This is a genomic window from Dolichospermum sp. LEGE 00240, from assembly GCF_015207875.1.
GTDB lineage: Bacteria > Cyanobacteriota > Cyanobacteriia > Cyanobacteriales > Nostocaceae > Dolichospermum > Dolichospermum gracile.
This window is the reverse complement of record NZ_JADEVZ010000102.1, coordinates 1-12,480: the sequence shown is the minus strand read 5'-3', so window position 1 is coordinate 12,480 and position 12,480 is coordinate 1. Positions and strand designations below refer to the sequence as shown.

The following is a 12,480-nucleotide window of genomic DNA, read 5'->3' as shown; positions in this document are numbered from 1 at the left end:
CAAATATCTACTTCTCGTTTTCTACCACCAGTTTTAGCTGCTGGAATTAAATGTTCTATTAGTTCCCACTGTTCTCTAGTTAAGTTGCTGGAGTATACTTTACTCATTGCTCTCTACGGTTCTGTATTTTTGTATTTACAGATTATACCCTGAGAGCTTTTTTTACTCAACTTCTAACTTTTCAAACACCCTCTTAGTCGTTCACTACCACCGGATGCTACTTTATAATCTCGCACATCCCGTAAACCAATTAATCCTACCGATGAGGGAAAATTTTCGGGACGTTTAGGAAACCCATCTCTTAATTGTCGTAAAACTGAAATTAATGTTTGATCTTGTAAAGAATCAATTTCATCTATAAATAATAATAGTAACCGTTCACAGGGGGTGAGAATTTATTAAAAAACCTGAAAGCTTTGTCTGTTGGGTTTTTCAGGCAAATTGACATATTAACGAATGGTTCTTAAATTGGCTGGAAAACGATTTGCAAACCGATATAGAGATTTTGCGAATTTCAAATGACCTAAAAAAATCAAATCTATAACGTTTTTCATGCTGTTTTCGTGGAATCTCATATAGAGCGTTTTTTGTACCCCCCGTGAACGGTTACTGCAAAAGTCCTTCTTTGCGTTCTCCTCTCTGCGACTGGAGCGCCTCTGCGTGAAACAAAAAATATAACACTCAAGCTCGAATCACAGTAATCCGACGTTGATTTTCTGTCACCACAACCTCAGTTGACAAACGTTCTTCCATTGGTAAGGCATTTTTCCGCCTATCAAACACAAACAACCAACCAAAATCCAACCCCAAACGCCCTAAATAGGATTCTAATTGTTCAATACCATCAGTTTGAGGATCACGCTTTTTATCTCTCCACACTTTCAATTCAATCCCTAAAGTTACATCTTTATAACGCAGACATAAATCCATTCTGTCACTACCAATGGCATATTCCCGTTCCAAGACTCCACCACCATTAATAACACGATGTAAAAAAGCCATTAATACAATATGCGGGGCAATTTCATGATAGCCAGTGCTACCTAATAAAGGTTCTCCATGTTGTCGCCAAAACTTGAGAAATGCTGTTAATAAAGCATCTATATTTAATTCACCTTCTGGGGTTAACCAAGTTGGTGCAATCATTGGTAAAGAAGCCATTGGTGTTACTGTTAATACCCTGGGTAATACTTCCCGATAAATGGGATTAGCAATAGTTAAACCTCCGTAGGGGTGCATTTTACATAATCCCAAATCAATCACAAATTGAATATCATCGTTGGGTATATCTCCCAATTCCAAACCTGCTAACATCGGTTCGATAATTGCTTTTATTCTGGGTTCTCGTAGGCGTTCAGCTAAACTATCTAAATGAGTATCTTGACGAGTAATTAATATTTCTTTTGCCTTTAAAATGTGTTCTTCAGTAATAGTAATACTTCTATCTTTAACCATTTTTTCTACAACTTCTTTAGCTAAAGCATTCACTAACCAAGGTTGTCCTTGGGTTAAATTAAATGCTGTTTCTATAGCTTCTGGTGTGAAAATTTGTCCTGTTGCTGCTGTATGTTGTTGATATAATTCTCCTACTTCTTCAAGATTAAAGTTTCGCATAGTAATAGAAGCAACTTTGATATTAAAAGGACTAGATGTATTTAGTCGTTCACTACCACCGGATGCTACTTTATAATCTCGCACATCCCGTAAACCAATTAATCCTACCGATGAGGGAAAATTTTCGGGACGATTGGGAAAACCATCTCTTAATTGTCGTAAAATTGAAATTAATGTTTGATCTTGTAAAGAATCAATTTCATCAATAAATAATACTAAAGGACGGGTTAAAGATTTTGCCCAACCTTGTAAAAAAGCCTTAATTCTATTTCCTGGTTCTTCCTGTTGCCATTGTTTCACAGGTGGTTGAAATTCTTTAGGTAAACGGATAGAAATTGTATCATACCAAGTTCCCAAAATCGCTAATTCTGCCGCACCAGGGTCATGATTAAATGCACTTCCTAGCTCTACTGATACCATGACTGCTGCATAATTTCCTGTATCAGTAAGTTGCTGTGCTAGGGATAACATGGCGGTGGTTTTTCCCGTTTGTCGTGGTGCATGAAGCACAAAATAACTTTCTTGTTCAATCAGCATTGATAAATCAGGGAGACGAATTGTAGCTGAGATGGTATAGTTTTTTTCGGGGTTACAAGGACCTGCAATATTAAACCAGCGAGTCATGATGATTGTGGCAGTTAGGGAACTCTTTAAGTTTAGACGATTTTGGGGTTAAGGACGGCTGGGAAGTCAGAATCCAACGCAGATAAACGCAGATGAACACAGATGATTTTGTACTTTATTAGATTAGGAAAGGTTATATCTCGTTCAGTTTAAATCATGACCTGTTGGTGGTGATAGATCCATTACTTCGGTAAACCGGGAATATTGCACCTCACTGGTTGGGGGAAACTGTGCGGAAACACCCATTAAACCAACTTTGATATCCTCAAAGAAAATCACACCACCTATTCGTCCGCCGGCTTGGAATGGGCCATGGAAAAATTGATGTCGGGGAATATGGATAAGGAGAGAGTTGGTAATTTTGACGTTTTGACCAAATAGTTGTTGACAGGTTGTTTTGACAACTGCATCTATATATTGATTCTGGACACGTTGACCCAAGTTGATGAATTCGGGATGATCTGCAAAATGATCCATGTAATATGTCCAGATGTTAGACAAATCTTTTTCTTCAGTGAGGATTTGCTTGAGTTCCTGCCATCGTTTGAAATTCATAATAAGATAGGTAGATTGGATTATTCTTTACTTACTAAAAATTTACCATAGTTATGCGATAGCGAAGCGCTCCGTAGGAATCGCGTAGCGTCCCGGTGGGAACTAGCGCGACCTAGTAATCGCTTCCAGTGGCTAATCTAGAGTTAGGGAAAAATTAGGTAATGTCTGAAAACACCAAATAGCTGTTAGTTGATAAAAATAAATGGACTGATGATATGGCTGGGGTGAGTTTATTACCTAATTTAAGGAAAAACCAGGGAATCATCACACCTATTCTGAGAAATCCTGATTATATAAGCAATTCCCTAATTTAGTGCCATATAACTGCTATGACAACAGGTGATATGCTGTAAATGTTCCTGAGTAACTTATTTTTAAGGTAATTTTGCTCGGTAAGAACATTTTATTTTCACCATTTTAGCTTTGATAAATAAGGGAATATTTAGGGAATCAGTGGACAAGATCAGGGTAATTGTGAGGGTATATATTCTACATTTACACAGGAATATACAAATGCAGACTCAACCAATTTATTCGCCGATATATTTGCAGATTTTGAACCGCAGAACACCACAGACGGTAGGTATAGAGGAACAATGAAGAAAATAAAAGCAACAGAATTACAGTATCAAGCAGTTTTTGAACAGAAGTTAATTGCAGCTAATAGTAATTTAAAAAGAGAGAGAATAAAAGTTAGTATTAAACAAACTGGCAATTCTCTCCAATTACGCGCTACCCTACCCTTAAAGCCAGGGGATATCAGTGTAGGTAAGGAAAAAAAACAGTATGATTTATCTCTAGGAATACCCGCAAATTTAGAGGGATTAAAAACAGCGATTGAGGAAAGTTACGAATTAGGTAAATTAATTGCTCGTCATACTTTCCAGTGGAATGAGAAGTATTTAGGAATTAAATCGAGAGAGAAGCAAGAGATCAAAACAATTGGGGAATTATTAGATACATTTGATGAAAAATATTATCAAACCCGTCAGAAAACTATTACCAGTGAAAATACTTTTGCTAATTATATATCTGTAATTAAAAGAAACTTGACTCTCACCCATTTAGCCACAAAAGAAAATTTTGAGGAAATTATTAATTCATTTCAAGGTAATAAAAAAAATGAACTGATTGCGGTAAGTTCTGTTTTGATTAAAACCTTTAATTTAGGATTTCAACTCGATGTTAAACGAGATCATGTCACTCCTGCTTATCGAGAAATACCTGAAGATGAAAAAATAATATCTGCTTTTCACCTCTTTGAAAAATTCGCTATCAACCGCAAAAATACAAACATTAGTGATGAAATAGATACCTGGGAAATGTGACGTTGGGTATATGGAATGTTGGCGACCTTTGGGTTAAGACCAAGGGAATTATTTGTCCAGCCGGATATTAATTGGTGGATGTCTCCCCAAAATATAGACCATACTTGGAAGGTGAATAAAAATACCAAAACTGGATATCGAGAAGTTATTCCTTTTGTACCAGAATGGATAGAATTATTTGATTTACATAATCCCAAACCATTAAATATTTTAGAAAGAAAAGTTGAAAAAATTGCTTCTGTACAAAATATTAATTGGATGCGAAGAGATATATCCAGATGGTTTAGAAAAGTGGGGATTGAGTTTCAACCTTATGATTTACGGCATGGTTGTGCAATTCGAGCGCATCTTCAGGGAATACCAATTAAAGCCGCAGCAGATAATTTAGGTCATACTGTTGATGAACATACAAAGACTTATCAAAGATGGTTTGGGATTGAAAACCGGAAAAAAGCCTTTGGTGAGGTAATTAGTCAAAAGTCGTTAATTGAGTTGCAGAAGAATGAAATTTTGGCGTTAAGGATGGAGAATGAAAGATTGAGGTTGGAGGTGGAAAGGTGGAAATTTTCAGGGGATATCTAAATCAAACAAACCGGAACATTTTTTATTGTATTAGTAAATATTTAAAAAAATCATTGGTTGTTAAACTCGTTGATAAATATTTGGATTTCTTTGCACTAATTTCGTCAATTTTTAAATCTCAATATCATTGATTTATAAGCGTCACAATCAAGCTTGGTTTAATGTAGCATTTTTAGATAGATAAATGTGCCAGTTGCTTAATTCCTGGTAAAGATGTTGTATAATAACGTATATAATAAGTCGTTAGGCTGTATCGAAAACAAATCTAAGAGAATTTTTGGAAAGTCTTTAGTGATGTATCAAAAACTTTTAGATTCTTCTAAATTCTGCTTTTTAAGCGAGTTAGGGAGATCAATAAGTGACTAGAACTACATACAGAAACTTTTAAAATAACCTCTAAATAAGTCGGAGTAATTAAAATTACGTGAAATTATCTGAAGTTTTTGTTATGGCAAACAAACTAAATCGTGAACAACGGAGATAAAAAATATGGCAGAAAAAGAGAAGGATATGCCAAAAGAAGAAAAGAAAAAAGAGAAGGGAATTCTGAAGTTTTACCCTTACATTCCCAAAATTATTGTTGAAAAATTTCCTTTTTGTGAACAATTCTCTACAAGTTATATGTTAACTAGTCTGAGATTAGTCACTCACACTGGCACTTTTAATCGGAAAACAAATTATCTTGAGCTACATCGGGTATATGATATTAAGGTTGAAAGACCTGCACTTTATAGGTTATTTGAGTTTGTTTTCAAAAAGCAAATCAAAAAGCGACTTTTATTAGGAGATATTTACATATTTTCGAGAGATTATACTGATCCAAAACTAGTGCTATCTGCTATCCCTAATGCCTACGGAGTTGTTGAAACAATTAGAATCGCTGTCGAAGAAGCAAAAACAAATATCAAAGTAATATATACGGATGCACCTCCTAATATGCTCCTTCTTGACTAAGCTATGTGCTACCATTTCATTATTTATCTAGGAAAATAGGATAAAAATATGCAGATAGATACATCTTTAGGTTTGAACTACACCAATCAATCTACCACTCAAGAGAGTTTAGAACGTCTTGAGGAGCAATGTGATAGAGAAACGGAAGAATTTCTTTGGGGTGCTTATAAATTTGAAACAGTAGACTGTCCAGATCCTGATGAAACTGATGAAACTGATGAACCTGATATAAATGCTCAAAACGTTGAAGAATTAGATACGGATGATGATGATGACATTGATTATTGATTGCTGATACAGCATATTTCACCTAATTATCATCGAGCCTTATGATTATTTACTGATTTTCGGTGCGTTACGCTGTCGCTAACGCACCCTACTAATCGTCCCAATATTATTAAGTGCGTAAGCGTTGCGCTCCGCAGGAATAACCAATCCTGTAGGGTGCGTTAATGAAATGTAACGCACCTTATTACATTTTCATCTTTGAGAAAAGCGATTACTAGATCGCGCTAGTGCGATCGCTCAAAATCCATTATCTTGTGCTTTCTTAACTGCGATTAACTGCGATCTCATGGGTAAGCGATAGCGCTGCTGTAGTGTGTTAATTCTGTGTATTTTTGGAGGGATTGTCCAGAAAATTATTGGTGTTACCGTAGTTTACACCGAAAGCATCTGTTCCAGGCACGTTCTCATAAAAATATGACGACATATTTTGTGCATGAAGTCTTATAGGATAAGGGATTCAGAATTAACACACTAGCGCTGCTGCAAGCAGATCGCCGATCTTGTATTTACCGTCTTGATTATCAAGTGATAGAATAAAAAAAGGAATAACAACTACTCACCCCAAGAACATCTTTTAGACTGTACAGTATCATAAGAGAGAAAAAATAATGGCTGAACTCAAACTAAGATCAAAAGATCCAGATTCCCTCAGACGAATTATTGAAAGTGCTTTATCAGAAAGATTACAAAGTGTAATAGCAGGAATAAAAAGAACAGAAGAACGAATTATAGAATTGGAAACCAAGTATCAATTATCAACAAAGGAATTTATAAACCGTTTTAATAATGATGAATTATCCCATAATTTTGATTTTGATGAATGGATTGGCGAATCTCGAATGTTGACACATTTACAACAAATGAAAGAGTCTATAGAGGAGATTGATTTTGTTAATTGAAGATTATTTTCAACAGATTCAGCTTTTAGTTGAATCTTCAGAAATTGTCAAAATATTCAAGATTGAAAGTGAAAAAAGAGGAATATATGAAGGCTTGATCAGAGGAAAAATTGATTTTGAAGATAATTCTTTGCTGCATTTACGAGAATTTGTCTATGTTGAAATCTCCATAGATCGAAAAATGTATAGTTATCAATATATGAATTCAGAAAATAAACTAATTTTTCGTTATGACAATACTGAACATCATCGAAAATTAAATCTCCCTACTTTTCCTCATCATAAACATGATGGAAGTGAGGATAATGTGATTAAATCAGATGCTCCTTTTTTAAATGAGGTACTCAATGAGGTTAAAAAAATATTAGGATAGTGCGATACTGAAGCGCGACCTAGGAATCGCTCAATATCCATTTCCTTGTGCTTCCTTAACTGGGATTAACTGCGATAGCGAAGCGCTGGCTTGTCAGTTCGCTAATATTGGGGAAATGCGATAGCGAAGCGCGACCTAGGAATCGCTCAAAATCCATTGTCTTGTGCTTCCTTAACTGTGATTAAGTGCGATAGCGAAGCGCTGACTTGTCAGTTCGCTAATATTGGGGAAATGCGATCGCTCAAAATCTATTGTCTAGTGCTTCTTTAACTGTGATTAAGTGCGATAGCGAAGCGCTGACTTGTCAGTTCGCTAATATTGGGTTAATGCGATCGCTCAAAATCCATTGTCTTGTGCTTCATTAACTGTGATTAAGTGCGATTGCTAATATTGGGTTAGTGCGATCGCTCAAAATCCATTATCTTGTGTTTCTTTAACTGCGATTAATGCGATCGCTAATATTGAGTGCGATCGCCGATCTTGTAGGGTGCGTTAACGGAGTGTAACGCACCATATTTATGATTATTTACTGATTTTCGGTGCGTTACGCTGTCGCTAACGCACCCTACTAATCGTCCCAATATCCTTGAGGTTTTTCCTTTCTGCTATCTTTACCCCAATCGGTTGGATAAATTCCCTCAGCGATAAACCGATGAATACTGGAATACTGCCAATCTTGGGGATTTTCACACAATCCATGTCGAGCCGGATTATCATGAATATAATCACAATGGAGCGCAAAATCCCGTTCATCCCGAATTAAATGCTCCCAAAACCGACGTTGCCAAAGATTACTTTCTCCTCGCTTTTGTCGTGATTGAGAAACCTCCCGATTAACCCCTAATGCTTGTCCATAATGTTTAGTAACATAGGTTTTAATTAGGCGCAATCTCACCGACAAATATTTATCATCAGGGGGTAAAGTCCACAAACAATGAAAATGATCAGGTAATAAAACAAAAGCATCAATACAAAAAGGATATTTTTCCCTTACTTTTTCTATTGCTTCTCGGAGAGATTTTCTCCCTATATCAGTACAGAGCCAAGATTCTCTTTGATAAGTGACTTGTGTGATGAAATATGTACCTCCAGAAACATTAGGTCTTCTATAATTAGGCATTATGGAGTTAGTATGGGTGAAATTAAATTTATTTTTTATTTATTGTATTGTCATATTGCAAGCAGTTCGCTCAAAATCCATTATCTTGTGCTTCCTTAACTGTGATTAACTGCGATCTTATGGGTAAGTGCGATCTCATGGGTAAGCGATCGCTTAAAATCCATTTTTTTGTGCTTCCTTAACTGCGATTAACTGTGATCTTATGGGTAAGCGATCGCTCAATTTCCATTATCTTGTGATTCTTTAACTGGGATTAACTGCGATCTTATGCGTAAGTGCGATTCCTAGGTCGCGCTTCGCTATCGCTCAAAATCCATTGTCTTGTGCTTCCTTAACTATTATTAAATGCGATCTCATGGGTGAGCAATTGCCAATCCTCTATGGTGTATTAATGAAATGTAACGCACCTTATTTCATTGGTTTCGTAAAAACATTTCTCGCTAAACTATAATCAGAGAAACAGCAAAATTAGATTATGAACTTAGATACAATTCAACAAGATATTGCGTCTCTTCCTCCCGATGCACAACAAATCATAATCGTCCTCGTAGAAGTCCTGAAAAAACGCTACCTTCAGAATCAACAGGAATCCTCAGAAAATTCCTGGCAAGACTGGTCAGACTTTATCGGTTGCATAGAAGCTGAAACAGACCTCTCTAAAAACTATAAAAACTACTTAGACCGTGAACTTAATCAAAAATATGATCATAGTTGATACAGGCTTTTGGTTAGCTCTTGCCAATAAAAAAGATACAGTTCATATAGCCGCCAAAAAACGATTTCAAGATTTAGCTAATCAGCAATTTATTACAACCTGGTGTGTCGTCACCGAAACTTGCTATCTATTACAAAAAAGAGTAGGAGTAGATGCTCCAAAAATCTTTATTAATAAAATTTCTACAGGAAAACTACAAATCTTTGATCTCAAACAACATCATTGCCAGCGTATTGAAGAACTAATGGAAAAATATAAAGATTTACCGATGGATTTAGCCGATGCCTCTCTCGTTATTCTGGCAGAAGAATTAGGTCATGGCCAAATTTTATCGGTTGATTATCGAGATTTTAACACCTATCGCTGGAAAAATACAGAACCGTTCGATAACCTCTTTCAGGAATTTTTATGATGTAATGCGATAGCGCAAGCGCTCCTGCAAGCAGTTCGCTCAAAATCCATTGTCTTGTGCTGCGATCGCACTTGAAAAAATAATTGTGTTATTCTTCAAGCAGCTTTTTGAGAATTTTTAGAGGATGGTTCAGCCAGAATTGGTTCAAAATCCTGGCTTTTGTCTCTTTGGATAAATTCATCTAGTAATTGAAAAAAGTAATCAAATGCAGCTTTTTCATCAATACAGGTGAGTAAAATAATTTTATCCCAAGCGTTAACAGTATGGATAGATAAGCGGTTTTGTACCCAAGGTTGAAAGTTTTTATAAAAATCAGTTTCAGTTTCAGTATTAGTAATACCTAATTCAGAGCGAGAAAAGCGATATCCCAAAATAAACATCCGTAAATTACTGATAGATGCTGTTCCCAAATATAAGCCTGGTTTAGTTTTAATTTTTTCGAGTAAGTTAAATAATGCACTCATTGAGTTTAACTCCATTAAAAATTTTCAAAATTCTTCTATTACTTCTATTTTAAACTCATTGGATAGAGAAGTAAAATCTTGAATCCACTCATCTGGGTATAGTCCTTGTCGGGAAAGGTTGTCGAAAATTTTGCCAAAAACTTCAACACCGTAATGAACGCCATTTTCCGTAATAGTTTCAAAGCAACTTTGTTTTTCTAGGCGATAGCTCAAAATAAAGTCTTCATTGTCGTATATGGTCGAAAGTCGCCAAAGTTTACCAGGAATTTTACGTTGTTGTAGCCACTGTTTGAGTGTCTTGGCACATTCTTGGCAATGAAGTAATGGAAATCGAATGACAAGATTACCAATTGCTTGATGAATTTCAGCAATGGCTAAATCATCTGATAAAAAATCATTCAGAAACAGCACCTCCTAAAAAATTTTGCTCTTATTTTACAATACATTCACACAATTGAAAACAACCTTCATTGGTAGTGCAATGACTAGGGCGAGAGAAGCGATCGCTAATATTGGGTTAATGCGATAGCGAAGCGCTCCGCAGGAATCGCTCAATATCTATTTTCTTGTGCTTTCTTGACTGGGATTAACTGCGATCTCATGGGTAAGCGATCGCTCTACTTCCTTTTTTTGTACTTTCTTGATCATGATTGAACTTGAGAATACAGATATAATAATAATTTAGAACTCACAGTTATTTAAGTGAATTTGTTATGGCATTAACATCACCTATTATTCATAGCGATCCTGATATTCTAGGGGGAACACCTGTTTTTGTGGGAACTCGTGTACCAATAAAAACCCTGCTTGACTACCTTGAAGCTGGCGATTCATTAGACGTATTTCTAGATCACTTCCCTAGTGTCACACATAAACAGGCGATCGCGGCTCTTGAATTGGCCAAGGAAATGCTAACAGCCTATGCGAGTTCTGCTTGATGAATGCGCTCCACGTCCCTTAAAGCGTGAACTTGCCGAATATGACATCAAAACAGTTGTGGAGATGGGATGGTCAGGAAAAAAGAACGGTGAATTGCTGCGACTTATGAATCAAGAGGGTTTCACGATTCTGCTCACTACAGATCAAAATTTACGCTATCAGCAAAACTTAGAGCAAGCTGGAATGGCAGTTGTTGTTCTTGTAGCGCAGAGTAATAAACTTGCTGATTTACTTCCTTTGTTGCCAGATGCTCGTAAAGTTTTAAATACAATTGTTCCGGGAGCAGTAGTTGAAGTTGGTGGTTCGTGATAGAGATCGCTCAATTTCCATTATCTTATGCTTCCTGAACTATGTATTAACTGCGATCATTAATATTGATAATATTGATTTTGTGCGATAGCGAAGCACGACCTAGGAATCGCCCAATTTCCATAGTCTTGTGCTTCATTAACTGGATTAACTGCGATAGCGTAAGCGCTGACTTGTCAGTTCGCTAATATTGGGTTAATAAAAGCGATTCCTAGGTCGCGCTTCGCTATCAGTCGAATAGCTACCATATAATGGCGTTTCAATATAAAAGTTGGTGATAATATAGAAAAGAAAAACTCTTTAAATGTAAAATCTTGTATGACTACTCGGCTAGAAGTTGAATCAGTAATCAAGCAATTACCAGAAAGTGAAGTTCGTGATCTGGCAAAGTGGCTTCAAGAATACATTGATGAGATGTGGGATCATCAAATTGAGGCAGATTTAACATCAGGGAAATTAGATCGCCTCATTGCTCAGGCAGAAAAAGATATTGCAGCCAACAACGTGAGGGATCTTGATGAAATCCTTGGCGACGACTGAGTTTTGGAAAGCTTATGCTAATTTGTCTGACTGACTCAAATTGTTGACCAGAGGAATTAACTCAGTGAGTGACATAGTTTAAAGTTCCATATAGGCAATAATATATTGATCATAACTCATCTGTGAGGTAAAGTCTAACGAGTCCGTTAAACATCTTTGAGAAAAGCGATCGCTCAATATGCAAATCCAGAAATCAATACTTCTATAATTCAGGATAATTTGTAATTATTTAAATTTGTTATTGATAAGTAATCGGACAAAATTAATTACACAAAAATCCGGGCTGAAATCCAAGACTTGCAAATAATTGGTAAATAACCAATATGTAATTAATTCTGTCCAGGTACTTACTATTAACTGCGATCGTGCGATAGCTAATGTTGGGTTAGTGCGAATCTCCAGTTTTAATTCATTCTCCGTCATTTTTGCGGATCGAAGAATATCCTCAGGTATTAAGACACTCATAGAAATTTCGACCAGATTTGTTTACTCTACAATTTTAAAGGATACAGAAAAAAGCGATCGCTCAATTTCCAGTTTCTTGATCAACCAGGAGGAAGCTCAATTTCCAGTTTCTTGATCAACCAGGAGGAAGCTCAATTTCCAGTTTCTTGATCAACCAGGAGGAAATTTAACTTACAGCAGTTTGAGATCAAACGCGGTACAAAGATGGTAAACTTTAAAGATGTAAAAAAAAGAAAATAATTGAGATATATGGCAGCAGCATATTCGACTGATATAAGACAAAAAATATTAAGTGCTTG

At 36.1% G+C, this 12,480-nt stretch carries 15 protein-coding genes and 2 pseudogenes; 10 read left to right on the top strand and 7 right to left on the bottom strand.

Annotated elements, in window-relative coordinates; genetic code table 11:
- Nucleotides 1-194: 194 nt before the first annotated feature.
- The 3 genes and pseudogenes from IQ226_RS22700 to IQ226_RS22690 form a co-directional block, all read right to left on the bottom strand.
- Nucleotides 195-377: pseudogene (locus IQ226_RS22700) on the bottom strand (ATP-binding protein); the annotation flags it as partial.
- Nucleotides 378-681: 304 nt separating this feature from the next.
- Nucleotides 682-2,238 (bottom strand): AAA-like domain-containing protein, encoded by a 1,557-nt coding sequence (locus tag IQ226_RS22695; RefSeq protein ID WP_193899174.1) that lies wholly within the window; start codon nucleotides 2,236-2,238, stop codon nucleotides 682-684.
- A gap of 144 nt (nucleotides 2,239-2,382) precedes the next feature.
- A complete protein-coding gene (locus IQ226_RS22690; protein WP_193899172.1) occupies nucleotides 2,383-2,793 on the bottom strand; it encodes a hypothetical protein in 411 nt (136 codons plus the stop codon).
- A gap of 449 nt (nucleotides 2,794-3,242) precedes the next feature.
- Between IQ226_RS22690 and IQ226_RS26060 the strand changes: the two are divergent.
- The 5 genes and pseudogenes from IQ226_RS26060 to IQ226_RS22665 all read left to right on the top strand — a co-directional run bounded on the left by IQ226_RS26060 (nucleotide 3,243) and on the right by IQ226_RS22665 (nucleotide 7,217).
- Nucleotides 3,243-4,703, top strand: a pseudogene (locus IQ226_RS26060) (site-specific integrase).
- A gap of 489 nt (nucleotides 4,704-5,192) precedes the next feature.
- Nucleotides 5,193-5,657 (top strand): PH domain-containing protein, encoded by a 465-nt coding sequence (locus IQ226_RS22680; protein WP_193899170.1) that lies wholly within the window; start codon nucleotides 5,193-5,195, stop codon nucleotides 5,655-5,657.
- Between the two features lie 48 nt (nucleotides 5,658-5,705).
- A complete protein-coding gene (locus IQ226_RS22675; RefSeq protein ID WP_193899168.1) occupies nucleotides 5,706-5,945 on the top strand; it encodes a hypothetical protein in 240 nt (79 codons plus the stop codon).
- Between the two features lie 608 nt (nucleotides 5,946-6,553).
- Nucleotides 6,554-6,844: a hypothetical protein gene (locus IQ226_RS22670; RefSeq protein ID WP_193899166.1), complete on the top strand. Its 291-nt coding sequence runs from the start codon at nucleotides 6,554-6,556 to the stop codon at nucleotides 6,842-6,844.
- A complete protein-coding gene (locus IQ226_RS22665; protein WP_168695716.1) occupies nucleotides 6,834-7,217 on the top strand; it encodes a DUF6516 family protein in 384 nt (127 codons plus the stop codon). Before IQ226_RS22670 ends, IQ226_RS22665 begins: the two co-directional genes overlap by 11 nt.
- Before the next feature lie 568 nt (nucleotides 7,218-7,785).
- Here the strand turns inward: IQ226_RS22665 and IQ226_RS22660 are convergent.
- Nucleotides 7,786-8,337 carry a transposase gene (locus IQ226_RS22660; protein WP_193899164.1) on the bottom strand — a complete coding sequence of 184 codons (552 nt, stop codon included), beginning with the start codon at nucleotides 8,335-8,337 and terminating at the stop codon, nucleotides 7,786-7,788.
- A 475-nt stretch (nucleotides 8,338-8,812) separates the two neighbouring features.
- Here IQ226_RS22660 and IQ226_RS22655 point away from each other — a divergent pair, with 475 nt between their 5' ends.
- Together IQ226_RS22655 and IQ226_RS22650 are read left to right on the top strand one after the other, a co-directional pair.
- On the top strand, nucleotides 8,813-9,052 hold the full coding sequence (locus IQ226_RS22655; RefSeq protein WP_053539679.1) for a hypothetical protein: 240 nt from the start codon (nucleotides 8,813-8,815) through the stop codon (nucleotides 9,050-9,052).
- A complete protein-coding gene (locus IQ226_RS22650; protein WP_193899162.1) occupies nucleotides 9,039-9,464 on the top strand; it encodes a type II toxin-antitoxin system VapC family toxin in 426 nt (141 codons plus the stop codon). Before IQ226_RS22655 ends, IQ226_RS22650 begins: the two co-directional genes overlap by 14 nt.
- Before the next feature lie 95 nt (nucleotides 9,465-9,559).
- Here IQ226_RS22650 and IQ226_RS22645 read toward each other — a convergent pair whose 3' ends face one another.
- Together IQ226_RS22645 and IQ226_RS22640 are read right to left on the bottom strand one after the other, a co-directional pair.
- Complete coding sequence (locus tag IQ226_RS22645) at nucleotides 9,560-9,928, bottom strand: hypothetical protein (protein WP_193899160.1); 369 nt, start codon at nucleotides 9,926-9,928, stop codon at nucleotides 9,560-9,562.
- Between the two features lie 24 nt (nucleotides 9,929-9,952).
- Nucleotides 9,953-10,339, bottom strand: coding sequence for a papain fold toxin domain-containing protein (locus tag IQ226_RS22640; protein ID WP_193899158.1), 387 nt, complete (start codon nucleotides 10,337-10,339; stop codon nucleotides 9,953-9,955).
- 302 nt (nucleotides 10,340-10,641) lie between these two features.
- On the opposite strand from IQ226_RS22640, the gene IQ226_RS22635 reads away from it, so the two are divergent.
- From IQ226_RS22635 to IQ226_RS22625, 3 genes are all read left to right on the top strand, one after another.
- Nucleotides 10,642-10,866: a DUF433 domain-containing protein gene (locus IQ226_RS22635; RefSeq protein ID WP_193899156.1), complete on the top strand. Its 225-nt coding sequence runs from the start codon at nucleotides 10,642-10,644 to the stop codon at nucleotides 10,864-10,866.
- Nucleotides 10,850-11,176 (top strand): DUF5615 family PIN-like protein, encoded by a 327-nt coding sequence (locus IQ226_RS22630; RefSeq protein ID WP_193899154.1) that lies wholly within the window; start codon nucleotides 10,850-10,852, stop codon nucleotides 11,174-11,176. The genes IQ226_RS22635 and IQ226_RS22630 overlap by 17 nt, the downstream gene beginning before the upstream one ends.
- Nucleotides 11,177-11,494: 318 nt before the next feature.
- Complete coding sequence (locus IQ226_RS22625) at nucleotides 11,495-11,716, top strand: hypothetical protein (RefSeq protein ID WP_193899152.1); 222 nt, start codon at nucleotides 11,495-11,497, stop codon at nucleotides 11,714-11,716.
- Between the two features lie 225 nt (nucleotides 11,717-11,941).
- On the opposite strand, the gene IQ226_RS22620 is transcribed toward IQ226_RS22625, so the two are convergent.
- Nucleotides 11,942-12,181, bottom strand: coding sequence for a UPF0175 family protein (locus IQ226_RS22620; RefSeq protein ID WP_193899150.1), 240 nt, complete (start codon nucleotides 12,179-12,181; stop codon nucleotides 11,942-11,944).
- Between the last annotated feature and the right edge of the window lie 299 nt (nucleotides 12,182-12,480).